The organism is Photobacterium galatheae (assembly GCF_000695255.1).
Classification (GTDB): domain Bacteria; phylum Pseudomonadota; class Gammaproteobacteria; order Enterobacterales; family Vibrionaceae; genus Photobacterium; species Photobacterium galatheae.
Map to the genome: position 1 here is coordinate 171,271 of NZ_JMIB01000038.1, position 25,117 is coordinate 196,387.

22 protein-coding genes and 1 pseudogene are annotated in these 25,117 nt (G+C 49.9%); 21 read left to right on the forward strand and 2 right to left on the reverse strand.

Annotated elements, in window-relative coordinates:
• Positions 1-50 precede the first annotated feature (50 nt).
• Complete coding sequence (locus EA58_RS18525; protein ID WP_036756276.1) at positions 51-1,358, reverse strand: extracellular solute-binding protein; 1,308 nt, start codon at positions 1,356-1,358, stop codon at positions 51-53.
• 401 nt (positions 1,359-1,759) lie between these two features.
• On the opposite strand from EA58_RS18525, the gene EA58_RS18530 reads away from it, so the two are divergent.
• From EA58_RS18530 to EA58_RS18615, 17 genes are all read left to right on the forward strand, one after another.
• Positions 1,760-3,034: a GGDEF domain-containing protein gene (locus tag EA58_RS18530; RefSeq protein WP_036756279.1), complete on the forward strand. Its 1,275-nt coding sequence runs from the start codon at positions 1,760-1,762 to the stop codon at positions 3,032-3,034.
• Between the two features lie 205 nt (positions 3,035-3,239).
• A complete protein-coding gene (locus EA58_RS18535; RefSeq protein ID WP_036756282.1) occupies positions 3,240-3,437 on the forward strand; it encodes a Flp family type IVb pilin in 198 nt (65 codons plus the stop codon).
• Between the two features lie 21 nt (positions 3,438-3,458).
• Positions 3,459-3,872: a prepilin peptidase gene (locus EA58_RS22205; RefSeq protein WP_081819750.1), complete on the forward strand. Its 414-nt coding sequence runs from the start codon at positions 3,459-3,461 to the stop codon at positions 3,870-3,872.
• Positions 3,860-4,369 (forward strand): TadE family protein, encoded by a 510-nt coding sequence (locus EA58_RS21145; RefSeq protein ID WP_051642219.1) that lies wholly within the window; start codon positions 3,860-3,862, stop codon positions 4,367-4,369. The genes EA58_RS22205 and EA58_RS21145 overlap by 13 nt, the downstream gene beginning before the upstream one ends.
• A 61-nt stretch (positions 4,370-4,430) precedes the next feature.
• A complete protein-coding gene (gene cpaB, locus EA58_RS18550; RefSeq protein WP_036756287.1) occupies positions 4,431-5,453 on the forward strand; it encodes a Flp pilus assembly protein CpaB in 1,023 nt (340 codons plus the stop codon).
• A 14-nt stretch (positions 5,454-5,467) separates the two neighbouring features.
• Complete coding sequence (locus EA58_RS18555; protein ID WP_081819752.1) at positions 5,468-6,625, forward strand: type II and III secretion system protein family protein; 1,158 nt, start codon at positions 5,468-5,470, stop codon at positions 6,623-6,625.
• A gap of 1 nt (position 6,626) precedes the next feature.
• Positions 6,627-7,730 carry an AAA family ATPase gene (locus tag EA58_RS18560; RefSeq protein WP_036756290.1) on the forward strand — a complete coding sequence of 368 codons (1,104 nt, stop codon included), beginning with the start codon at positions 6,627-6,629 and terminating at the stop codon, positions 7,728-7,730.
• A 33-nt stretch (positions 7,731-7,763) separates the two neighbouring features.
• Positions 7,764-9,023: a CpaF family protein gene (locus EA58_RS18565; protein ID WP_235199650.1), complete on the forward strand. Its 1,260-nt coding sequence runs from the start codon at positions 7,764-7,766 to the stop codon at positions 9,021-9,023.
• The gene (locus EA58_RS18570) at positions 9,020-9,886 is read left to right on the forward strand and encodes a type II secretion system F family protein (protein WP_051642220.1); all 867 of its coding nucleotides are present in this window, start codon (positions 9,020-9,022) and stop codon (positions 9,884-9,886) included. Before EA58_RS18565 ends, EA58_RS18570 begins: the two co-directional genes overlap by 4 nt.
• A gap of 360 nt (positions 9,887-10,246) precedes the next feature.
• Positions 10,247-11,146, forward strand: a complete 900-nt coding sequence (locus EA58_RS18575) for a type II secretion system F family protein (RefSeq protein ID WP_051642221.1) — start codon at positions 10,247-10,249, stop codon at positions 11,144-11,146.
• A 55-nt stretch (positions 11,147-11,201) separates the two neighbouring features.
• Positions 11,202-11,912 (forward strand): tetratricopeptide repeat protein, encoded by a 711-nt coding sequence (locus EA58_RS18580; protein ID WP_036756292.1) that lies wholly within the window; start codon positions 11,202-11,204, stop codon positions 11,910-11,912.
• 29 nt (positions 11,913-11,941) lie between these two features.
• The gene (locus EA58_RS18585) at positions 11,942-12,301 is read left to right on the forward strand and encodes a DUF3613 domain-containing protein (RefSeq protein WP_036756295.1); all 360 of its coding nucleotides are present in this window, start codon (positions 11,942-11,944) and stop codon (positions 12,299-12,301) included.
• 88 nt (positions 12,302-12,389) lie between these two features.
• The gene (locus tag EA58_RS18590) at positions 12,390-14,177 is read left to right on the forward strand and encodes a pilus assembly protein TadG-related protein (protein ID WP_036756298.1); all 1,788 of its coding nucleotides are present in this window, start codon (positions 12,390-12,392) and stop codon (positions 14,175-14,177) included.
• Between the two features lie 83 nt (positions 14,178-14,260).
• Positions 14,261-14,548 carry an encapsulin-associated ferritin-like protein gene (locus tag EA58_RS18595; protein WP_036756300.1) on the forward strand — a complete coding sequence of 96 codons (288 nt, stop codon included), beginning with the start codon at positions 14,261-14,263 and terminating at the stop codon, positions 14,546-14,548.
• A 221-nt stretch (positions 14,549-14,769) separates the two neighbouring features.
• Positions 14,770-15,288 (forward strand): copper resistance protein NlpE, encoded by a 519-nt coding sequence (locus tag EA58_RS18600; RefSeq protein ID WP_036756302.1) that lies wholly within the window; start codon positions 14,770-14,772, stop codon positions 15,286-15,288.
• A 245-nt stretch (positions 15,289-15,533) separates the two neighbouring features.
• Entirely contained in the window at positions 15,534-16,307 is a 774-nt protein-coding gene (locus EA58_RS18610; RefSeq protein WP_036756305.1) for a PEP-CTERM sorting domain-containing protein, read from the forward strand.
• Positions 16,308-16,594: 287 nt separating this feature from the next.
• Entirely contained in the window at positions 16,595-18,196 is a 1,602-nt protein-coding gene (locus EA58_RS18615) for a putative bifunctional diguanylate cyclase/phosphodiesterase (protein WP_051642222.1), read from the forward strand.
• 15 nt (positions 18,197-18,211) lie between these two features.
• On the opposite strand, the gene EA58_RS18620 is transcribed toward EA58_RS18615, so the two are convergent.
• On the reverse strand, positions 18,212-18,997 hold the full coding sequence (locus EA58_RS18620; RefSeq protein WP_036756306.1) for an AraC family transcriptional regulator: 786 nt from the start codon (positions 18,995-18,997) through the stop codon (positions 18,212-18,214).
• A gap of 188 nt (positions 18,998-19,185) precedes the next feature.
• Between EA58_RS18620 and EA58_RS18625 the strand changes: the two genes are divergently transcribed.
• The 4 genes and pseudogenes from EA58_RS18625 to EA58_RS18640 form a co-directional block, all read left to right on the forward strand.
• On the forward strand, positions 19,186-19,731 hold the full coding sequence (locus tag EA58_RS18625) for a 3'-5' exonuclease (RefSeq protein WP_036756308.1): 546 nt from the start codon (positions 19,186-19,188) through the stop codon (positions 19,729-19,731).
• A 34-nt stretch (positions 19,732-19,765) separates the two neighbouring features.
• Positions 19,766-20,119 carry a RidA family protein gene (locus EA58_RS18630; protein WP_036756310.1) on the forward strand — a complete coding sequence of 118 codons (354 nt, stop codon included), beginning with the start codon at positions 19,766-19,768 and terminating at the stop codon, positions 20,117-20,119.
• Between the two features lie 194 nt (positions 20,120-20,313).
• Complete coding sequence (locus EA58_RS18635; protein ID WP_161781080.1) at positions 20,314-24,552, forward strand: LysM peptidoglycan-binding domain-containing protein; 4,239 nt, start codon at positions 20,314-20,316, stop codon at positions 24,550-24,552.
• Positions 24,549-25,117: pseudogene (locus tag EA58_RS18640) on the forward strand (hypothetical protein); the annotation flags it as partial. The gene EA58_RS18635 and the pseudogene EA58_RS18640, both read left to right, overlap by 4 nt.

Consider the following 25,117-nt stretch of genomic DNA (forward strand, 5'->3'; position numbering starts at 1 on the left):
CAATCAGAACACAGCGCGGCCAGTCAGCCGCGCTGCGGGGAGTGCCCGTGTTATTTCACGGTGCGGGCAAAACGTTTCAGCAGTACCTGGCTTTCCTTTTCCACTTTGTCGAAACTGTCTTCGACGGTGCTGGTGCCCGCAAAAATGTTGTCGAATTCGCGGTGCATAATTTGCTGAATCTGCGGGTAGAAACCTAAGCGGTAGCCCCGGGTCCAGTCGCCACCGGGCAGGCTGAGTTGTTTCACGCCGATTTCGGCATCCGGCTGCTTCTTGTAATAGCCGGATGCTTTGGCCTGCTCGTAAGCGGCTTCAGTGACCGGGACATAGCCGGTCGCTTCGTGCCAGAACACCTGCGTGTCTGCTTTGGTCAGGTAATGGAAGAAGCCGGCGACGCCTTTTTCTTCTGCTTTGCTGTGTCCGTTCAGGGCGAACAGGGCAGCCCCGCCAATGAATGTCCGACCGGCATTGTGGTTGATGGAATCCCAGTAAGGCAGATAGGTGGTGCCCAGACTGAACTTCACGCGGTTCCGCAGGCCGCCGAACGAGCCGGACGAACCCATCCACATGGCCACTTCCTGGCGTTCAAACGGGGTTTGGTTGGCATCCCAGTCAGAACCGTAATATTTGTAATAGCCTTTGTCTGACCACGCTTTGAGTTTGTGGAAATGCATGCGCATGTCCGGCGTGTTGAACATCAGCTTGGTGGCCGGGCCTTCATAGCCGTTATTCTGGTCGGCCAGCGGCAGGTTATGGCGGGACTTGAAGTTTTCAAACATAATCCAGGGGGTCAGTGACTGAGAGAAACCGGCATAGCCTTTGTCTTTCAGTCTGGCGGCGACCTTTTCCAGATCTTCATACGTCTTGGGCGGCTGAACGCCCACTTTGTTCAGAATGTCTTTGTTGTAGTACAGCACCGGGGTTGAACTGTTAAAAGGCATGCCAATCATCTTGCCTTGATTATCGGCGTAAAAGTTGCGAACTCCGGCAATGTAATCTTTGCTGTGAAAGTCGTAACCTGCACTGACCAGAATATCCTGAACCGGTTTGGCAACCCCGGGCGCGTTCATGATGGTCGCTGCACCAACATCTGCGACTTGCAGGATATTCGGGGCTTCACCGGCACGGAAGGCGGCAATCCCTGCGGTCAGGGTTTCAACATAAGAGCCTTTGTAGACGGGGACGACTTTGTATTCAGTTTGCGAGGCGTTGTATTCCTTTGCCAGTTGGTTCACGGTTTCACCCAGTTCTCCGCCCATGGCATGCCACCAGGTAATTTCTGTGGTTGCCCAGGCTGAGCTGGCAAAACCGGCGCCTGCAAAGGCCACGATCAGTGCGCGCACCGTCTTTAACTTATTCATGCTGTTTCCCTGTCAGTCTGTGTGAATGAATATTTTGGGGTCTGTTTTGCTTTCGCTCGAAAGGCAGCTGTTTTCGCTGGCAGTATGGTGATTGCGCTTTATTGCAGTGATGTTGATGGCGTATGTCAGTTTGATGACAGGTGAAAAGGTTTTGAATTGAAGAGACTTTTTCTGTCTGCCAGTCTGTCATCAGAGAAAAGCGATGCCTGCATAGCATAATTGAAATTCTGCTCATTCAATTTTGGTAATCATCAATCGCTTGAACTAGGTTAGATTTACTACCAGCAGGAAAATCAGCGTACACATACGGTGAAAGTGGCCGGCAAGAGCCTCTCAGACGTGTGATGTGTCCCGGGTTCCTGCGATATTGCATCAGACACAAATGGAAGTGTGCGACGATCATGACGTTGTTGGAGTTGAATCTGAAATCCTTCATTGATGAGGTTGGCAGCCTGGCTGATCTGACCGACTCATGGCTGGCGGTGTTCTCACTTCACATTTCTTTCCCTTTCTTCTGGCTGGTTCTGGCTGCGCTGGTGCTGGTGTCTCTCATGTTGTCAGTCATCAGTCTGGTCTGGAAGCAACGATACCGTCGCTCCCGTGTTCATCGTGAACTGGCCCGAGCAAACCAACGGATGAGCCTGGCGACATCTGTGGCCGGGATTGGGGTCTGGGAATGGGATGTCGGCAATGACACCCTTCAGTGGAGTCCTTATCTTTATGATCTGTATGGGATTCGTGTCGGGAGCCGATTGTCGCTGAAAGACTGGATTCTGAGATTGAAAGAAGGGGACGACGAAAAAGTCCTCCGGCTCAAACAACTGGCCGGAAAAAGCAAACAGCAAACCTTACTCATTGACATGATTGATCCGATAGACGGCCAGCCGCGTGTACTGGAGCTGGTGGTTCAGGGACTGATCAATGATGCATCCCGCTTAATTGGCACCCAGCGTGATATTTCCGATGTGATCGAACGACAGCGCAAAATGGAGCAGGCTGCACTGCAGGATAAGCTCACAGGCTTACCAAATACACGCGCCTTAAACCGGGTGCTGAAAGCGGCTTTTTCGGCCCCGGATATGAGCAATAAGGTGTTTGGCCTGATGTTTATCGATCTTGATGGCTTCAAACAGGTGAATGATACCTTGGGGCATGATGTGGGGGATGCCCTGCTGCTCCATGCATCCAAACGGATGCGGGGTTGTTTACGGGTTGAAGATGAAGTTTTCCGTTTGGGCGGCGATGAGTTTGTGGTTTGGGTGCCTTTGGGCGAGTACGCCGTCAAAATCAATAAGATCAGTAAAGATAAGATTTTTGATGATGAACCAGACAGACGCGAACCCTTGATTCTCCCCTGGGGAGACAACGATGAAGAGCTGACCTACCGTATGGAAGCCATTGCAGAGAAGTTACTGCATACGCTGACAGAACCCTTCAATTTTGGTGAAAATCAGTGTCGGGTGTCAGCCAGCATCGGGATCGCCCGTTACCCGTTTCATGCCAAAGATGCACAGACATTGCTCAAGTTGGCCGATACAGCCATGTATCAGGCGAAGCGAAGAGGAAAGCGGCAGTTTGCCCATTATGATCCTGAGTTAGAGGAGAGCAGTCAGCCTGCAGAAAAACAGGATGTATCGGCTGAACAAAGGGCAATTCGGACCGTCGGCTTGGATTGATATGTCAAATAAATGACGAGTCAGCGTTTTTTAGTGCGCTGGATGATAAAAAAGAACGACTTATGAAAAAAAAGTCCGATAAACAGACATAATTTTTTTACACAAATTCTATTCAGATTCTAATATTTGAGACAGAGAGACGTGAAAATTGTGTGTACGCGATGGTGACGTTTACGTCATGGTGAATTAAAGAGAGGGAATTCTTATGAAATACATTACTTTGGGTTGGATCCATGCCAGTCATTTTCTTCATCGTCTGATACATGAAGAAAAAGGGGCATCTGCAATTGAATATGTCCTGATTGCGGCGGTGGTTGTTGCGGCGGTGAATTTGCTTGGTCTGGATGATGTGATTCAAGCTGTCGGAGATAAACTCAATGCTGCAATTAGTAGTGCGGGATGATGAGACGATAGAGACGCTGATTTGATTTTACAGGCTACTTTCGTAATTGCTCTTTTATGTTGCGCAATACAGGATTTAAAAGAGCATCGGGTGAGCAATATTCTGATTGTGTTGATAACTTTTATTATTTCGTTTTTTTTACTGGGTCAATTAAATATTCAACTTGAAGTTTGGGAATTTGATCATTTATGGTCATTGTTGTTCGTAATTTTATTCACATGCCCATTCTTCTATAAAGGGGTATTTGGTGCGGCAGATGTGAAAATCTTACTGGTTTTATCAGTGATCTGTCCATTAGAGATGACATTGAATATATTGCTCTATAGTTTTTTATGCTTCGTCATATTTTGGCTGTTATTTGTTCGCCGTCGGGAAGAGGCCCCCTTTGTACCCAGTTTATGGGTTGGAGTGGTTGTATCGTTATGGATGATATAAGAGTCAGCATCAGAAAGAGAAAACAAGGTCAGCAGGGTGCCGCTGCATTAGAAGCGATACTGCTGACGCCTGTGATCTTAATGATTTTGTATGCGATTGCACAATACAGTCTGATATTCGTTTCAATTCAGATGTTTAACTACGCTGCAGAGGAATCACTGAGAGAGAGTATTTCTTATGTCGATTCGAACTGTTATTACGCCGGTTCCTGTGACACCACGACCCTGAAGTCGGAAATAGAAGAATCTGCGAAGGAAGTTATCAAGCGATATACCGAAGCTGATTCGGGGTTAGGGAAATTATTCGGACAGAATCTGGATACAACCTGGGCTGAGAATGAAACGACAGTTTCATTATTCAATGTGGATGTTTCTGAACCGGGAAATATTTGCTGTAAGGTGACCATCACCTATAACTATAAAAAATATCCTTTCTTACCGTCTTTTGGTCTGCCAGTTCCGGATGAGTTGAAATCAACGGCGACACTGAACCTGTAATTCTGCACCGATAGCTGTTAGTTCAGGTCAGTGATGTCAGTCAGTCACAGTGAGGGAAAATATGCAAGGACGCACATTAAAAATCGCTGCCGCCGTATTATTAGTGCTGGCATTGCTCATTGGTTGGTATGGAGTCACTCTCAGTGGTCGTTCTTCGCCGCCAACAAATTCCGCGACTATCTCTATCGAAAAGCCTGAGGTCACTGTATGGGTTTTTGCCCAGGATATGCCGCAGCATGTGGTGCTGAAAGCGGACATGCTGGTTGCGACTTCAGTCACCGATGCAACCCCACAGGACATTCGTGAAATCACCCCGTTTATCGGCCGGCAACTGAAACAGCCTGTCGCCCAAGGCACCCGGCTTCAATCGGTTTTATTGCAAGGACATCTGCCCATTGCTCAGTCACTGCCTGAGGGCTATCGCGCCATTGCCATTCAGGCGGGTGAGCTGACTTCGGTGGGCGGACATGTTCATCCGGGCTACCGGGTCGATGTGATTTATTTGCTGCGCGCCAATAAAGAGTCAGGCACCAACAGCACTGCTCGCCGGATTCTCAGTAATGTGGAAGTGCTGGCCGTTGGGGATGAGTTGAGTTTCGAGGGGGAAAAGCCTGAAAAACAAGCGCCTGTGAATGATAAGGCCAGAACCGTTGTTTTAGCGGTGCCAGCCAGCGATACCCCGCAATTACTGCTGGCGGAAAATACAGGTCAACTGCGTCTGGCGGTGGTGGGGATGAAAGATCAGGCGACACCTGTAGTGACGTCTGGTGACCCTGACCGTCAAATTGCTTATTCCCCCGTTCCTACGCTGAAATCAACAGTGAGTGTGTCTCCACAGAAAACGGCCAGTATCACGCCGGTGATTCCAGCAGCACTCCTGACCGCGCCCAGCCATTCGACAGTGAAAGATGCCGATTTAGGGAAGCCGGATGACAGTTATGTCATTTCACTGAAAACCCTGGGGGGATACCGCGAAGCGGAAGTGGAAGTGAAGAAACCGACCCCGGTGAAATACCGTTATGCAGCTCCCAGGGTAGAGATCTACCAGGGAGAAAATCGAACGCTGGTTCGCACGAGTCACTGACAGGGAGAAAGTGAATGCTGCGCTTAATACAAGGAATCTGTTTCTTTGCTGCTTTGTGCGTTGTTTCAACGGGTTTTGCCCAGGATTATCAGATGGATGTTGGCCAGCAGGTGACAGTCAATGCCGGAAAACGCATTCAGCGAGCTGCTGTCGGTGAACCATCGGTCGCAGGCGTGAAGGTCCTGAGCACCACTGAGTTACTGGTTACCGGGAAGAGAACCGGCACCACCTCGCTGCTGATTTGGGAGCGGGGTTCAGATCAGCCCGTTCGCCATCGGATTGCGGTGAATCCGGGCGGCGTCGCGACCTCGAATGTTCAGGTTCAGACCGACATTAAAGTTGTCGAAGTCAGTAAAAGTGCCCTCAAAGAAGCCGGCTTCTTCTTCGGTAAGCAGGGAACGAATGGGACGTTTTGGGGGATCGGAAATGCCAGCGCGATTTCCAGCGCTAATTTTAATGGGTTTCGCGGCAGTTTTCTGTCCAGCGGGGATTCCTTCAATCTGGTGATCGGGAATGTGGCGGATCATCTGCTGGGCACCGTGAGTGCCCTGGATAGCAACGGTTTTGCGTATACGCTGGCGGAACCCAGTCTGGTCACCATGTCCGGACATACCGCAACATTTTTGGCGGGGGGCGAATTTCCTTACCCCAAAAGCACCAAGGATGATGACGTGACGATTGAGTTCAAAGAATTCGGGGTGCGACTCAATCTGACTCCAACCGTGATGTCGGGCGATCGCATCATGCTGAAAGTTGCGCCTGAAGTCAGTGAACTGAACTATTCGCAGGGTGTGCAGGCTGCGGGTGTGGTTGTGCCGGGTCTGACGGTGAGACGGACGGATACAACTGTGCAGCTGGGTAATGGGGAAAGTTTCGTGATCAGTGGTCTGGTCAGCCGCAATACAGTAAAAAATGCCAGCCGCTTTCCCGGATTAGGCGACATTCCCATTCTGGGCGCATTCTTTCGTTCAACCCGGCTTGATGAAAATGACAAAGAACTCATGATGGTGGTCACGCCTCATCTGGTGAAGCCTTTCGCCAGAAATGCACCGCTGCCTCCGCTGCCTGGTGAGATGTATCGCCAGTTTCGTCCAAACTTTTTTGAACTGATTTTTCTGGATGCGGAACCCAAAGAATTGCCTGTGAAAATGGGTTTTGCCGGGGAGGGTTAAGATGCAGTTAATGGCTTATACGGCAGATCATCGCGCGAAGCTGGATGTGACTGAGTCGATTCCAGACGGATGTACGCTCACCTGGATTGAAACTCCGGAGCATCTGAACGCCAATCTGGCGTGGCAGCAGACCCGTATTCTGATTCTGGTAGCTTCAGGCTGGCCGATGCCCGACATCGACAGTTTGATGGATAACTTTGCGCCCCGGCATATCATTTTGGTCGATCTGACACCGGAAGCACATTGGCACGGCATCCAGCAAAGTCAGACGGTTCGCCAGCATTTGCACTGGTGTGAACTGGAAGGTCTGGCTAATGCGATTACCAGCCTGACGCGGATGGAATCTGCAGATGCTCAGTCCCGGCTGGCATTGTTGTCACCGCGCAATGACTGTGACGGCGCATTATTATCGATTGCGGCTGCCTGGCAGTTACAGCACCGGCATAAACAGGATGTACTGCTGCTGGATTTGGGGCGGCCATACAGTGATGTGCCTGACTATCTGGGCAGCAGCAGTCAGCTCGATTTTATGGCGCTGCTGGAAAAGAAAGACTATCTCAACCCGGATTGGCTGAATGAGCAGGCGCTGGATATGATCCCCGGGATTCATGTCATCGGTATGCCGGCTTCGGATCACTATGGTGCCGTGACCATGGAAGCCTTAGTCGAAGTTATGGATATGCTCGAAGAACGATACAGCAATATCGTGATGAATCTGACCGGAATGCCGCCCAGCCCGTTGCTGTTTTTTATGCTCAGCCGTTGCGATCAGCACTGGCTGCTTGCCGATCAGAAAAATGTCAGCCTGAAAAGTAGCTGTGAACTGGCAGAAGCACTGTATCAGCAGGGAATTCGGCCGGGGAGCGTGAATCTGGTCTTGTCACCATTTTCGACCGAAGTGATGCCGGATCGGGACATGATCGAAAAGCAGTTACCTTTTCAGGTTCGGGGTGAGCTGCCTTATACCCACCCGGTGATTACCGATATTAATGCCAATACCCTGCTTCCTCCCAGCGGTGACTTCAAGCTCTACGTGAAGGCGGTTGAAAAGTTGCTTTGGTTGTCGAATGAGAAACCCCGCTGGCAATTTTCTCTGGGCTGGTAGGCCGTTTTCGTCCCTTCGAATCAAGGAGTGAGTATGGGAAATGACATGATGTGGCCAAGCCGGGAAGTGATGATTCAGCAGGAAGAATCATCTCTGGCACTGAAAGCGGAATTGCACCGCTATATTATTGAGCAGCTTGAAGAAGACGGCTTGATGTTTGAGATGGAGCGGCAGGAAATGCAGCCCCATGTGCATGACTACGTCCGCCAGTACTTTCAGCAGCACAAGGAACTGAATCAGCGTCAGAATATGGAAGCGCTGGTGGGGGAACTTCTGGATGAAATCGTCGGCTTTGGTCCTTTGCAGAATTTGCTGGATGACCCGCAAATCGACGATATCCTGATTAATGGTCCGAAGCAGATCTATGTTGAACGCAGTGGTCAGTTAAGCCGTATCCCGCTTCGGTTTATGAATGATCAGCATGTGTTGCGCGTTATTCGCCGCATGATCGCACCCATTGGCCGCCGGATCGATGAATCGAACCCGATGGTGGATGCCCGTTTGCCGGATGGCAGCCGGATTAACGCCGTGATCCCGCCTTTATCGATTGATGGCCCCTGTCTGTCTGTCCGTAAATTTAAGAAAGAAGGCCTGACCGCAGACACCCTGATTCAGAACGGTGCGATGAGCCTGGGCATGCATCAATTACTGAAAAAATGTGCGCAGGCCCGCTTTAATATTCTGATCAGTGGCTCAACCGGCTCGGGGAAAACGACTTTGCTGAATATTCTCAGCCATTACATCAATACCGGGGAGCGGGTCGTCACTATTGAAGATGCGGCTGAGCTGCAACTGCGAAACGGACATGTGGTCAGGCTGGAAACCCGTCCGCCAAATTCTGAGGGCCAGGGCGAAGTTACGGCGCGGGACTTACTGAAAAATGCGCTGCGGATGCGGCCGGATCGCATCATTCTGGGGGAAAGTCGTGGCGCAGAAGTACTGGATGTGCTGCAAGCCATGAACACAGGTCACCAGGGCTCAATGAGCACCTTGCATGCCAACTCCCCTCGTGACGCTTTAGTACGACTGGAAATGATGGTGACGCTGGCGGGCTTTACTTCTACGGAGTCTTTGATCAAACAGATTATTGCCACTGCAATCGACCTGATTGTTCAGGTTTCCCGGCTACCGAATGGGAAGCGGGTCATCACGCACATTGTTGAGGTTCAGGATGTCGCGGATGAAAAAATCCGGACTCAGGAATTGTATCAATACAATCCGCAGACGGATGATTTTATGACGGTTGATGGCATGTCGGTGCACCTGCGTAAAAAGCTGGGAGAAGACGGATGAACAGCCTGATCGTCATCGCGATGCTGCTGCTGTTTACCAGTTGTGTGCTGATGATTTTCGCCACCCGGCAAAGCAAGCCGGGCGCGAAGCAAGACCATCCTGCTGAGCAGAAAGAGCCGAAGGCACGCAACAGAGATCGCATGCTGGAAGGCTGGCAGCGTCTGGGCCTGAGTACGTCTCCTGTGAGTTTACTGTGTTATGCGGCTTGTCTTCTGTTCGGCCCTTTTCTGCTGGCGCGCCTGACCGGGGTGAGCGGGCTTGGGATGGGATTGGTGGGTTCCGTGGGTTTGATATTGCTGTTGGGGCAGATCAAAAAAAGTAATACCCGCCGGAAGATTCTCCAGCAGTTGCCGGGTTTTATCGACCATATTAACCGGCGGGTGCATGTGGGGATGTCGCTGAATAAAGCGGTTGAACATGTCCTGCAAGCGATGAATGACCCTTTACACTCTGTGGCGGAACGGGCAGTTCAGCGGATGACGCTGGGTACGGAGCTGTATGACTCTTTTCACAAAGAGGCAAGGATTACCGGAGTAAAAGAATTCGCGTTGCTGGCTTCTGTGTTCAAGGTGAACCATCAGTTCGGTGGCAGCGTGACTGCAGCGCTTGAAAACCTTGTGGAATTGTTGCATCAGCAGGAACGCAGCCAGCGGGAGCTGAAGTCGATGACGGGGGAAACCCGGGTGACGGCCTGGATTATGGGGTTAGCCCCAACGGCGATGGCAATTTATATGTTAGCGACGAATCCGCAACAGTTACTGTTGATGTGGGCGGATGAAACAGGACGTCAGGCGTTAATTGCCGGACTTGGCGCGCAGTTACTTGGCGGGCTGGTGCTTTGGCGGATGATTCGGTCACTGTAATGGTTGCGCTGGACACAGGATGCCCGGTGGAGCCCCGCTCCCGCCTGTCATCCCCGCGCAGGCGGGGAGTTAGTGACTTTAGAGGACGAATGACACGGAAAATGAGGAATAAAATGACTCTGTCAGATTACTCTCATCTCGTGCACAGTGGATTCCCGCCTGCGCGGGGATGACGATAATTGATTGATTTTAAATGATAATATATCGATTTTTTCATCGAGCTATTTGTGTAGGAAAGACAGGTGAAGGCGGGAGCCAGTGACGTGAAAGGATAAACAGCGCGGGAATGTGCGGCGCAGAAGCGGATAAAGCCCGCCATACAGGAACAAAGCAATTTGTAGGCATGTGTAGGGAAACACAATGACAATCACAGCGTATCTGATTATTGCCAGTCTGGTGTGCACCCTGAGCGGTGTCGGGCTGATTTTTTGGTCTCTGAAACTGCAAAAAGCACGTCATGTGGAAGAGAATCTGGCGAAATCACTGGGCAAGCCGCGCGCTGGGGAGCGTGTGATTCGGCGTGGGCAGTGGTTATGGGGCAAAACGAAACGCAGCCATGCCTCATATCTGCAAGACATTCTGGAGATGATGCGCAAAGCCGGGTACATCTCGAATCGTGAACAAACCCTGTGTGTGTTCCGGCTGGCTGCCGTGTGGTGTGCGATTCAGCTGGTGTTTGCCAGTCAGCTGATTCATGCCGATGCAACGCTGAATCAGAAAATCAGTCTGATGGTGGTCAGCGCATTGGGCACGGCTTATCTGGTGATTCAATGGCTCAAGAAAAAAGCAGCCAAACGATCCCGTATTATTGAGGAAGAACTCATCATTGGTCTGCAGGTGATGAAAATTCTGTGGGATGTGGGTCTCTCGCTGGAAAGCCTGCTGCGGACGTTAACCCGGGAACTTTCTGAACTGACCCCTGAACTGAATAAAGAACTCAGACTGGCATTAAGCAAAATTGAAGCGGGTCAGGAGCGGGCATCCGTTTTCAGTGAAATTGCCAGAGTCAACGACTCTTCCGGCATGCAGGATTTGCTCACCATGCTGGCCCAGGTCTCTGAAACCGGCGGCAATATGTCAGCATCTCTCAATCAGTTGTCGATGCTGCTGCAGGACAGACGACGGACTCAGTTGCAGGAAAAAGTCACCAAGTTGTCGGGGAAGATGTCTGTCGTGATGATGATATTCCTCTTTCCGGCTTTGTTTGTCGTGCTGGCCGGCCCCGGTTTTATGGCGCTGATTCAATCGCTCAGCCGATAGAGGCAGCCATCGCGTATCTGGATGTTGATGGCAGAGATAAGACAGGGATGTACCTATGAATAGCAGAAAAACGGGCCGACAGTTTTGGCTCAGTAGTGTGCTGGCCGTCGTGCTGGCCGGTTGCAGCGCCTCACCACAGGATGACAGTGCCCATGCAACCGCCAACAAAGCGGTTCAGTCGGGTGCCTGTGGTGAAACCCTGATTGCGAAAGATGGCATGAAGCTGGCGATGGTGAAGCAACAGATGGATCAGGGGCAGTACTATCTGGCGCTGGCTGCGCTTGATGAGCTGAATGAAGATGGCTTAAGTGTTCGGATGATGCGGGCGAACAGTTATCGGAAACTGGGCAAGTGGGATGAAGCTACCCGTCTTTATCAGGAAATGGTGAGCACCTGTCTGGCCGGAGAGGCTTATCACGGCCTGGGGTTGATTGCGTCTTATCAAGGGCAAATGAATGCGGCGATGAACTGGATGCAAAAAGCAGCCAAGGCTGCTCCTGTACAGGCGGATGTACGCAATGATCTGGGGTTTTTGTTGCTGGTCACCGGTCAGGATCAGAAAGCCAGAGATGAACTGATGACGGCGCTTGAACTGAATCCAACTCATCCGAATGCGGCAAAAAATTTATGGTTTATTTTATTGAAAAATAATCAGAAACAGGCAGCAGCTTCACTGGCTTCCCGCTTTAAATGGGGAGATGCGGAACAGAAAGAAATGATGGATGCCATCGCCGTTTTTCAGCCGTTGAAGTTGGATCAATCTTAATCGGATCGTGAACAGACAGGAGCTCAGGGATGAAAAGGACAAACAAAACAGCGATTGCTTTGCTCAGTGCCGTACTGTTGAGTAGCGTCGCAGTGCATGCGGCAACCTTCCCACCCAAAAAGGTGAATGAAGACAGCACAGAGAAGGCAAAGAATGCGATCAGCGAGTATCCGGAAAAAACAACCGTTCAGTTGAAACCTGTGGTCAGAAATGAACGGAAAAACATGACTCAGTTGTGGCTGAATATGCAGACGCGCGGTCAGATGGCGACAACCGAGACAGACATGCTGACTCCGGAAGCAGCGAAAGCCACACAATTGCGGATGCAACAGAGCTTTAGCCATCCGATTCCGGATAAATTTATTAAAGATGGCTTTACCGGCAGTTAAGGGACCGACAATCCGGGGTGTTTGGGATAAAGGCTCAGTCAAAGCTGGTCAGTCCCATCCGGATTCCAGCCGGAAAAGGAGCGAAATTATGTTGCGTGCATCTGGTGGCCAAGGGGCATCTATGTCTCGCCAGCGGGGAGCAGTGGGGCCGGGTCTGATCTTACTGATGATCAGTATGGTGCTGTTTCTGTCGCTGGCGGTTGATACTGGCCGGATTTACATGGAAAAACGTCAATTACAGAAACAGGCCGATCTGGCCGCGCTCTCGCTGAGCCGGAGTGGCTGTTATCTTGATGGCAGTACAGATGAGAAAGCACAGGCGCTGATCACGCAAATCAAAAGTAATCTTCAGGATAATGGCTTTGACCCGGATGCCAACCAATATGAAGTCCTGTTTGGGGCTGCCAGTCTGAATCAGACCGATTCCCGGTGGGAGTTTGATCCGGACAATGCGGTCAAGTCTGCCGGAAAAGTGACCCTGAAAAAAACGGTTCCCGCAAGCATTCTGACTCAAATTGCGTCAGGTGAGAACGTCACATTGTCGGCATCTGCCACGGTGATGAAGCGAATGAATGTGGGATTCGGGGTGGGATCGCGCACCATCGATGTCGATTTAACGAACTCAGTGCTGGGTGCTGCGCTCGGCGGCAATCTGGCCGTGGCGTCCTATCAGGGGCTGGCAGACACCAAAGTGCGTCTGGCCGGCCTGTTGAGCGCCATGAACGATATGGGTCTGCTGGCTGTGGATTTATCTGCCGGCACGTTAGAGGAGGTCTTAGACACACAGTTGACGGTCGCACAGTTTATTGAAGCGAATATTCTGGCAGTCAGTGGCGATGCTGTGCTGGATGCGGATGTGCTGCCTGCTCTCAACCAGATGGATAGTCTGGCAAAACTCTCGTCGCTGTCGCTAACCCTGTCAGACATCATCAAACTGGCGGCAGGTTCCAACGAAGAAATGAATGATGAAATTCGCCGTGCAGCACTGATGAGTAAAATCGCCTTGTTTGATTTGGTTTCCGGGGCGATTTATGCGGCGAATCAAGATAATTTTCTGCTGATCCCGGGTCTGGATGCTGATCTGGGCGTGGCTGGGCTGGCGGTGGCTTTAAAGGTGATTGAACCGCCTCAGTTTAATTTTGGAAAGTTGCCTGCTTCCTCAGATGCGGAGTATGTCGCTTCGGCTAAAACTGCGCAGGTAGAACTGAAATTAAAGGCAACACTGCTGGATGGTGGCTTAGACTTGGGGGTGATTGCTTTAAATGTTGGTACCATCGGTATTCATGCCACTGTTGCTGAAGCGGAGACCCGGCTGCTTGATGTGGATAGTTGTTCTTACTCCGGCGATGGGATGACATTCGATTTTGCGACCAAACCTTCTGTGGCAACGATTCAGGTTGGTGATGGGGGAGCTGTGGGAGACTCTGGCGATTTTGGCGATCCGGCGAACCCGATTGCAATAACAGCAACCGTACTTGGACTGAATGTTGGCGTGTCTGCTGCAGTGGATGTCCCTGTTTCTTCAACAAGCTTTGTTGAGCATACAGAATCTGTTGATCCTGATTCCGAGTTACCGCAAATTGTTGGTGAGAGTATTGCTCCAGAAACAAGTCAGACCCTAAGCGATACATTTGATAGTTTGGAAAATGACAATATTACACTTCAAGTGACTGGTTTGGGGGTGCTCAGTTACTTACTGGACGGTATATTAAATGCGCTTGTAAGTGGACTGTTACCCATTATTTTTAATCTCTTAGACGCATTACTGCTCGATGTTTTGGATGCGTTACTGACCAATGTCCTCGGAATTCAGGTGGGCACGGCTGATGTATTTGTGTCTTCTATTGATGTTGAGGGGGGGGGATTGATCCAGTAACACGTGGTATCTCCTGACAGACAGGGCGCTCGTCTTTCATTTATATCCTACCCTTAAACCAGGATGAGTCAGGAGGAATACCCATGGCAAATGAAGGCTACCATGAGTCCATTGATGAACTGAGTGATGAAACCCGGGACATGCATCGTGCGATTACGTCTCTGATGGAGGAGCTGGAGGCGGTCGATTGGTATAACCAACGCGTAGACGCCTGTAAAGATCCCGAGCTGAAAGCCATTCTGGCGCACAATCGCGATGAAGAGAAAGAACATGCGGCGATGGTGCTGGAATGGATCAGGCGAAAAGACCCTACCTTTGATAAAGAATTGAAAGACTATCTCTTTACCAGCAAACCCATTGCGCATTCCTGACGCTGTCTGTGTCCCTTGCTTTGGGGCGCATGATAATGTCGCGCGATGGTGGTCTAAATTATTGGGCACTTTTTCAATTATTTCGAGTCCAATCCCACATCATAAGTCAGGCTGGTTGTGCGGTCTGGTTTTTCGTAGGTTTGTTAGTCGATTTGATTGGCTGATAGGGTCGGGTGTCTCGACATTGCACCAGACCGTTTGAGTCAGCATCAGGAGAAAGTATGAAAACGAAGCGACTGTTATCTCTGGCGATGGGGATGGGGCTGGCAGCGGTTCTTGTCGGGTGTGATCAATCTTCATCTGAAAGTGAACAGGCTCAGAAAGTAGACGCGGCTCAGGAAGTGGCTTCCGAAGTAGTTCAGACGGAATCACAGCCTGAGTTTGCCTATGTTGATACAGAACATAACGCACGGAACTCGCTGGACTGGAACGGCACTTATGCCGGCACGATTCCTTGTGCAGATTGTGCAGGGATTGAAACCGTTCTGGTGCTGAATCTGGATGGCACTTTCTCACTGACAGAGACATATCTGGGGGCAGATGATCAGGCCCAGTTCAGCCATCAGGGAAGCTTCAGTTGGAACGAGGCCGGCAATACCATCACGTTAACCAATGACAGTGGTGACGATATTCAGTTCTTCGTCGGAGAAAATCAGCTCTTCAGGCTCGATCGTGAAGGCAAGCGTATCACCGGAGAACTGGCCGAAATGTATGTCCTGAGCAAACAGCACCCTCAATAATTCTCACCGTCATCATTCAGACAAATAAGCCATGGCCCAAATGATTGGCTTGTTTGTCTGAGATAGCGTCAGCTAATTTTACATCCCCCGCCTGAAGCTCCCCGGATTTTTGTCGGCTTTTTTTACAACCGCTGAATTCAGATTTTAAAACGCGATGCTTTTCAGCGAAGTACGATTTGGCATGCAAGATGCACCTACCTGTTGCGAACACAACCTCAACTTCCAACACGGTAGGGAGCAACACCATGAAAACGATGATTCAAACCGGGCTGCTTGCCTTAGGTTTGCTGGGAGGCTCAATGAGTGTCTCAGCGGCACAAATTGATTTTACCGAAAACCCATATTCAGTGCTGGATGGTAATCAGACTGCAACCGTTGGCGACATTACCTTTTCAGCCTGGCGCTACTTCCTGGATATCAATGGACTCTTTACCGAAGGTTCACTGGTCACGGGGAATCCAAGCTGGGTTCAGCTCTCGCATACCCCCCTGCAGGGGATTGGTGTCGATACCATTCCGATTAACCTGATTGAAGCTGTCGGTGAAGCTTTAGTCGATGACGACGACAAAGTGGATGCCTGGGAATTTGTCGTGCTGAGTTTTGCTGAGCCTGTGACGGTCAATGGTATTTTCCTTAATGACTATAGTTTGCTGGAATCTGGTACAGCGTATCTGTTTGATGACGGTTTTCCTGAGTTAGAGGTGGGTCTGAATTTGGATTTGCTGGGCCTGCCTTCTCTGCTGGATGCGTTGACGCCTGACGCACTGAACTGGGACGGCGCTTACTGGGATTTCGGCGGAGAAGATAATGTCAGCCACATTGTGATTTCTGCAGCCCTGCTGTCTGATTTCTATATCGCGGGTATCGACTATACCGTGGGTGATGGCAATGGTGGCCCCGGTGATCCAAATCCGGTTCCTGAACCTGCCAGCCTGCTGTTACTGACCACAGGTCTTGGGATGCTGGGCTGGCGTCAGCGTCGTAAACTCATCACGAAAAATGAGTCAATAATGGCCTGAACACAACTATCCGTATGAACCTCTGTTACTCATCTGTTCCGGCGTAGCAAAAAGCACGCCGGTTTTTTTATTGAATGGCTGTAAGGAGTTGCAGCGATATCACGAAATTGTTCACAAAGAAGTGCCACATCAGGAGGAATTTTGCCTAAAATGAAAGTGTCATTTTCACGTTAATGTGATCGTGTTAACTAAAAATCTCTTCATGGAAAACAAAAAGAGAACAGCAATCACAGATTTCCTATGAGTAGTCACGTGACAGTGATATTTGGGACGAGGGTAATCCGTTTATGAGTCAATCTGCGCAGGGTAGGACGGGTCGAGAGACTGGTATCTTATCGTTATTTCATTCACTGTTTCTGAAAAGAACATTCGCCAAACTGACTGTTTTTGCCGTGGTTTGGGTGTTCCTGGCCACTCAGTTCGAGTTTTTTGAACGATTCACACAATGGGTGATGCAGTATCAAAGTCTTGGGCTGGGGGCAGTGATGTCGCTGCTTTTCGTGCTTCCGGTTGCCTTGGTTGCGCTGAGCTGGAAGCGCCTGCGTTCGATGCGCTTTCAACTGAAAGCGGGTGAACGGGATAAAGCGGCCATGTATAAACTGGCTATGCATGATCCGCTCACCGAATTGCCGAATCGTCTGTATTTTTCCGAACAGCTCCAAAAAGCATTACAACACGCAGGCGATAACGACGCCTGCGTGGCGGTCCTGATGATGGATTTGAATAAATTCAAACAGATTAATGATGCTTACGGCCATATTGTCGGTGATGAACTGCTGGTGGCGACCGCGGGCCGTCTGAAGCATTTGCTGCGGATGCACGATACCATTGCCCGGCTGGGCGGGGATGAATTTGCCCTGATCCATGTCGGAGGGCAGGAGCCGGATGAAGCTTCCGCACTGGCATCCCGGATCATTAAAGCGATGTCTGAGCCGTACCACATCCGCGGGCAGCAAATTATGGCCGGCGTGAGCATTGGGATTGCGATGTCGAATCATGACATTGAACCGGTTGATTTATTACGGGCGGCGGATACAGCCATGTACCGGGCTAAAATGGATGGTGGATCGACGTTCTGTTTCTTTGACACCCGAATGGATGAGCAGCTCAAGCAGCGTCAATTGCTGGAGCGTGACTTACGCAAAGCGATCGCTCAGGATTTGCTGGAACCCTACTACCAGCCGGTGTTTGACCTGAAGGCTCGTCAGTTGCAGGGGTTTGAAGCACTGCTGCGCTGGCGCCATCAGCGAGAAGGCATGGTCTCGTCAAAAGAGTTTATCCCCGTGGCTGAAGATGCTGGCCTGATTCAGGTTCTGGGTGACTGGGTGTTGAAACAAGCCTGCGTCGCAGCCATGGACTGGCCGGTCGATACTACGGTCTCGGTGAATGTTTCTGTACAGCAGCTCAAGCACGATACGTTTTGCTATTCAGTTTCTCAGGCGCTGAAAGAATCCGGACTGGCACCTTCCCGGCTGGAAATCGAGCTGACGGCACAAACTGTTCAGCAGGATCCGCATCAGGTGCTGGCGATCATGCAGGATCTGAAACACATTGGTGTCGCACTGGTGCTGGATGATTTTGGCAATGGCAGTGCTTGCCTGACCATCATGCGTGATTTTCCGTTCGACAAAGTGAAGATTGCCCGTGCCTGTGTGGGGACGCTGCCGGGTTCTGAGACCAACAAAGCCCTGATTCAGTCGGTGGTGGGAATGAGCGAAAGCCTGGGCATGCAGGTTTCTGTCGTGGGCATTGAAGACGAAGTGCAACTGGCCATGGTGGCGTCTCTGGGATGCCAGCAAGGACAGGGGTTCCTGTTGGGCCATCCGCTCAGCCGCCATGCAGCAGGCCGTTTGCTTGTCAATCTGCCGGATGCGATGGGTCACGAGTAAACGCCACGAGAAAATTCACTGACGGCTTTGTTTTTGCCGGTACTGCTCCGGGGTGCATTGTGCATGCTTCTTAAAGAGATTGATAAAAGGGGATGCCTGATGATAACCCAAGGTCAGCGCAATCTCTTTCACAGATAGACCTTTCCTCAATAAGTGCAGCGAGTAGATGAATTTTCTTCGCTGCCGCCACTCAATAAAACTCATACCAAGCGTATCCTGGCAGTGGCGGGCTAGGGTGCGTTCTGTGGTATGCAGTTTCTTGGCCCATTCTGCCAGTGTGGTGTGATCGGTTGGGTTCTTTTCCAGTGTCCGTAAGATCGGCTGAAGCAGTTTATCTTCACTGCTGGGCAGAAACTGCTCATGAATCCGCGTTTGTTTCAGTTGATCCAGCAACACCGCAATGAGACGTTCATCTTCTGCGGTTTCCGCCACCTGAAGTTGACGGTGGCGCAGTTCATTGATGATCGCTTCAATGATCGGGGTGACCTCCAGCAGGCAGGGATAATCCGGCAGTTGCTGCGCCAGCGGCATGACGATATTCATCGAACAGTAATTCATGCTGCGGCGCATATAACTTTCGTGTTCGATGCCGGGTGGTATCCAGATTGCGTACTGCGAAGGCGATAAAAAGCGTTTCCCTTCCGCGTTCAGTTCAAGAATACCGCCACTGATGAGCTGTAACTGCCCCCACGGGTGTTGATGTCTGGGGGTTGTGGTGTGAGGCAGAAATGCCTGATGACCGAAAAACACCTCGCCGGGCGGGTTGTGATCATCAAACAAGGGGCGATAGACGTTTTTCATAGAGCCATCCTGAATCATCGTAATCCGCAAGAGTAAATCCCACCTGCGGTTGTTGGCAAGGGGCTGAAGACCGTCGCCAGACATGCTATGCTTCGCCGCCTTGTTTGAGACTGAATCATCGTCACTGCTGGTAAGGCACCCTGAAAGGTGCAGATGATTGAGTTAGGTATGACGGATTTGGGAACCACATGAATTACAACCGCATCGTTTGCTTTGATCTTGAAATGTGTTGCTGGAATGAAGACGGCATGGGCCGTACGGGCGAAATCATTGAGATCGGCGTTGCTGAGCTGAATCTGGAAAAGGGCACGATTTCCCGCCGGGCGCAATATTATGTTCAGCCTGAATCTGATGAAGTCTCGCCATTCTGTACTGAACTGACGGGCATCAAGCCTGAAGTGGTGGCTCAGAACGGTAAACCGCTGGCGAGCATACTGAAAGCGGTCGAGCAGAAATTTGGTGGCCGCCATAAAATTTATGCAGCATGGGGTCGCGACGATGCCATTCTGCGTGCAGAGTGCAAAGCCAAAGGCTTAGATGTCCCGTTCCGGGAATACCTCAATCTGGCAACCCTGTTCAAGTTGCAACCGCATGTGCAAAATAAGCGAATCGGGCTGCGTGCTGCGATGAGTATGAGCGGGCTGGAGTGGGAAGGTCGCCAGCACTCCGGCTATGTTGATGCTTACAACCTGGCCCGTCTGGCGCGAGTGATGCTTTGCCCGTCGGAACAATAACGGCGTGGTTTTGGATTGATAAAAAGGAAATAGAATGGAAATTCAGCGTATTAACCCGACTCAGCGTTGGTCTGATGTCACCGTATTTAACGGGATTGCTCACTTTGTCGAAGTGCCGGAATCAGACACCAGCGCTGATATCACTGGTCAGGCACAGCAGGTCTTTGCGCAGGCTGAGGCAATGCTGGCGAGTGTCGGCAGTGATAAATCCCGCATCCTGTCTGTGACCATTTATATCACGGACTGGGCGAATCTCGACGCTTTCAATGCCGCCTGGGATGCCTGGTTGCCGGAAGGTGCTGCCCCAAGCCGTGCCTGCGTGAAAGTCGAACTGGCTGATCCGGACTATCTGGTCGAAATTGCTTTCGTCGCCGCTGCCGGACAATAAAGCCTTCACCTGCCATCATCTGAAAAGACGATGGCAGGTTTTTCTGTGATTCTCTTTCCATATCTCCTTCAGGTTTCACTTCCACTGCCCCAAAAGTGATTTCATCTGCCCTTTCGAACGAATCGCAATCTGCTGTAACTGAATGATTTCAGATAAGATATACATGACTTTATCAGTAGTAGCGGATGCAAGTGATGTCAGATATTTTTTCTCAATTAACTCAGTTTGTGAAAGCAAGCTATGACCCGATTCCAGACTATGACGCGAAGACCGGGCCGGCTGAGCTGGTAAAAAATACTGAGCCGGAGCCGACACGGGCTTATACGGTTGAGCTTGCATGCAGCTACGACCTGTTTCGGCGTTCCGTCATGTCCAATGTGACATTTAAGCTGAAAAAGTCTGAGGCAGAGCCAGCGATTGCGCAGTGGTCAGAACAACCTCATGGTCAGCACACTTACCTCAGTTTTGCAGTGAGAGAAGCGGAACCGAAAAGCCTTCATGTGGGTTGGCACAGTAGCCATACCGACATCATCACTCTGGATGACGTTGTGCCACACGAGAAAAATACAGTGTCGGTGAAAGAGGCGTTTGTTCCTGTCCGGCCAGCGATTCAAATTGGGGAGCAACTGGGCTTACCCACGGAAGGTTATCTGTATTATTTTCTGGATGGTGAATTGCTGCATGAGTATCGCTGTAAAGGCGGGACAATACCTCGGTTTCAGGTCACGATGAGTCGTCGTGGGGCCATGAACCCGCAACCGGTCAATGATACTTCTGTCGATTTCATTCTGGCATTATGGCAACGTGGCGGCCTGGTGATAGAAGACCAGTATTTGTTGTACTGTCGCAGTCCCTTAGGCAATAACGAGATTGCAAGTGTCGATCGCGCCTTCCTGGAAAAGCATGGCGTGAAACTGGATATGCGCAAGATTATTCCCCTGACCGAGCAAAAAGGCCAGCGCCAAAGCCACGTCATTGCATCCGGAGATACGCTGACATCGATTGCTGAACAGTACCAGACAAGTGTCGATGCATTATTGGCATTGAATCCGCAATGGCGGGGCAAAGAAAGAATGCTGGAAGTGGGGGCAGTGCTTTATCTGGAGGCTGTTGGTACGTATAACCATGGTGCGGATGTTGTTTACCCGGCGACCAGCATGTTGCTGGACGAAGGTGTATTCGCGATAGGCCATATCACAAAAAAAGCAGAATTTCCGGTGATCAGGGTGGCGAAATCGACGAGCAGCCGATTTACAGCTCTGAGTCCGGTCCGCTATGCCATTGACACAGTCGATGAAGAAGGCCGGGGCTTGCACCCCATTTCGGATACCCAGACTTTTCCGGGCGGTATTTTTCAGTCAGAACAGACACCTTACACCCTGCGTCAAATCCGTGATGGCTGGTTGTATATGCTTTCTCAGGATCCGGAAACCAAGACCTGGGATGTCGGAGAATTTCTGATTAAGTATGGAGAGTTCAGCTATGTGGCTGGCCATACCGTGGCAGAGCGCGAAAAAGCAAAGATGCAGCCGACGAAAGCACATATCCTGTGTGCCGCTGACAGGCCAGTGTTCTTGGCGTATTCGGTCAAACGCTGGACCCAGCGTGTACAGGATTATTACCTCGGGAACGAAGATGCCCGCAAATTAGCGATGCGGGAAGTGGATTGGTCAAAGCAAACCCATATGGCGGATGTTGCTTTGATTGAAGACTATCTTGCTGATATGAATTCGAATCCGGTCTTTGACTGGAGCAGCGCTTTTCAGGACCCAAAAGCGAAATACAGCGATTTCACCACAGTGATTACACCGAAAACGGTGAAAGATTTTAGATATCAACTCCCGATGGCCTGTAATCAGTTGATGATTGCTTTGGATGATCCTTTCGGCGATCTGTCTGATCTCTATCTGAAATTACTGATGCCTACTCTGGTCACAACCCTGTCGGATGAAGATCAGCGGAAAACACTGATTGCTGAATCGATTCGGTCTTTGGTACGAGTTTCAATTCCGGAGGATGCCATTCCTGAGATAGCGCCGAAAGACTGGATTGATTTTGAACGCGCGGTTGATGTGTATCTAGAGTACCACTATTACCAGGAAAGGCTGTCAAACGCAGATCATGCACTGGAAGCGAAAGCTGCGCTTTCATTTGAAGCAGAAAGGAATCGATTAATCTATCCAGAAGCGAGAGCGACATTAGCCCGTTTTGGTGTTGATGAAGCATTGATAAAGTCCTATCAGGAGGCGTACACAGATCGCCGCAGCGCTTATTTGGAAGTCGATTGGGACCGGCTGGATGCGTATTACATATCATTTGTTGAAAATCAGGCGGTTGCGCATCAGGATATTGAGCGTGCATTTCCGATTTTAATCGATGCCTTTCATACGTTAGGCACAGAACCCTTACACTTGGGGATCGATCTCGCAGCGCCAGAGCATATGGGGTATTTAATTCAGTTGATCTCCGAAATGCTGGAAGTGCTCAACATTAATTGCCAGCAGCGCAAAGAAGCAGAAGAGAAGATGCTCAACGCGCTGGTTCAGGAAAAACCGGATAATCTGCTGGCCCTGATTCCAACCTTCTTTTCTCATGAAGTTTACATTGAACTCGACAAGCTTTTGTCTGAATTCAGTCTGTCTGAGTTTACCAAAGGTTCGCATGTGGCGTTTGGTGGCGTGATGTCGGCCTTCAATGATGTTATCGGCTTTAGTTTGGATAAAGACTCCAAAATACTGAAATTCACGCAAGGGTTACTTTTGCCGTTGGATGTGTTAGTTGAAAGTGCGAAATCTGCCACCGTGAATCTGACAGCAAAGGGTGCCGGGCAGCTCTTTCAGCATTTTTATACGACAGCGTGTTTGTTGTTACGTAGTAAGAGCCTGATAGCTAGCCGAAACGCAGCGATGGCAACCTGGGCGGCTCAAAAAATTGCTGAAGGCGAGATTGAAATGAACGGAAGGTTCAGCGAAGAAACACGCCGATTGCAGCAGAAGTTTAATGATCTGGCAAAAGAATATCTTGACCTCGAGGAAGGTCTGAAGAAACAGACGGAAGGTTCGAAGAATTACCGCCAAACCTCGAAACGCATGGCAAAGATTGCAAAAAAGCTGGCGAAACTCGTGAAAAAAAGCCCGTTGCTTTTTAAGGCATATAAGCAGCACACAGGTGAAACATGGGTGTTCGACGCATCGAAAAGTAACTCGGAAAAGTTCAGTAATATTGGTCGCATGGATTTTGTGGCGGCTACGCTGAACTCGTTCAATCTTCTGATTCAGGTTGAAACCCTGGTTGCAATGCATGCGAATACGCCGTATCCCAATACGAAACTGCAAGACCAAACCGTGGCTTACAGTACTGCCTGGCTTGTGAACAGTACCGGAGCGATGTTGAAGGGATTGTCGTTGAATAAGTTGCAGGCTGAGAGTCATTTATTAGATCACTCACTAAAATACATCAATTCTGAAAAAAGCATGTGGAAGTTTAGTGATGCCCAACGTAAATTGGCAAATCAATATATTCAACGTTCAATGGTTGCAGCGGTCGCAGGGGTGTTTGCGGCTGGATTAGAAGCCTGGCAAACAATTGAAACGTATAACAAATCTGATTTTGTTGAAGAAAAGGTGGTTTTAGGTTTAAAAACATTGGTACTTGCTGGGCAAGGGGCGAATTGGCTGGCACTCAGAATCATTAGTCATCTAACGAAGGTTTCAACGAGAATAGCGATCGGAGGTGTATTGCAGGGATGGATGGTCGCTGCGAACTTTTGGTTAGGGCTGGCTTATTTAGCTATTACTGTCTATCAACTCTTTTATAGTAAAAGCCCGATGGAAAACTGGCTTCGGGGGTCCATTTGGGGGAAAGAGCCCAATGCGGACTGGACGGCAGAAAAAGAATATTCTGAGTTGCTCACTTTAATCAATCAGCCGTCAATTCAGCCATCACTGGTAAGTCGAAACGTTCAGACGCTGCGCAGTGACAGTGCTGCGACTGTTCTGGTGGAAAGTGAACAGAAATTTACCCTGTTTTTTCCTCATTTGCAGGAAGGTGACAGCATTGGCCTGGCGGTAAATGTCGGATATGGCAACCTGAATGGCATGGCAAAAATTGATACGACAAACAGCCGCCATTTGAGTATTGAGGAGCTACAATCTGGCCGCTGGGAAAAGAAAGCAGAGGGTTTGTATTACCATGTCAAACTGCCGTTTGTATTGAAACAATATGTGAATTATTACAGTGAGCCACTTTCAGAAATTGTGCAGGTGTTCGTTGTGTGTATGGAAGAGAATCCTTATGAAGAAAACAATAACCTGAGTTCCATCTATCAATTTCAGTTTGCTCCGGGTGACTCACCGAAGACGGAGATGGCAAAATTAAAAGCGTTATCACCCAGCCAGCACCTAACTGCCCCGATTGAGGTATTTATCGAATGAAAAAAAAATTCAAACACCTGCCCAAGTGCACAGAAGAATATAAGCAGCAACAGATCCAGCAGGTACAGGAAGCGGATGTGATATATGAATGGGAATGTGACTTGGTACAAGGCTTGAGATGGGTTCAAACATCAGGGGTTGTTCTCATGATCTTTTTATTCGCGATTTTTTTGGGTGATTCGTGGGGATGGTATCTTGCGTTTAGCATATTGGCGTTGATTATGGGGAGCGCATCTTACTTTCTGTATCAATCCACAAAACGTCAACATGTCAAATTAACCGAACACGGAATCATTGTCAGCACGGTTGAAGTGGTTCCGGAAGTTTTTTATGCGGCGACCCGGAATGCCGCTTATGTCGGTATCGTGCTGTGCTTATTGGCTGTGGGTTTGGTGGGGCCACTGGCTTTTGTGGGGGCAGGTGCGGGAGCATTGATGGCATTTAAAATGACAGGATTTAACAATGACCCCAAGATAAAGGTATTACCATTTTTAAGTGAGTTACGATATATTATTGATGCTGATTTTGATGAGCCTGCATTTGAAAATGGTATTAGTCTTGTTTG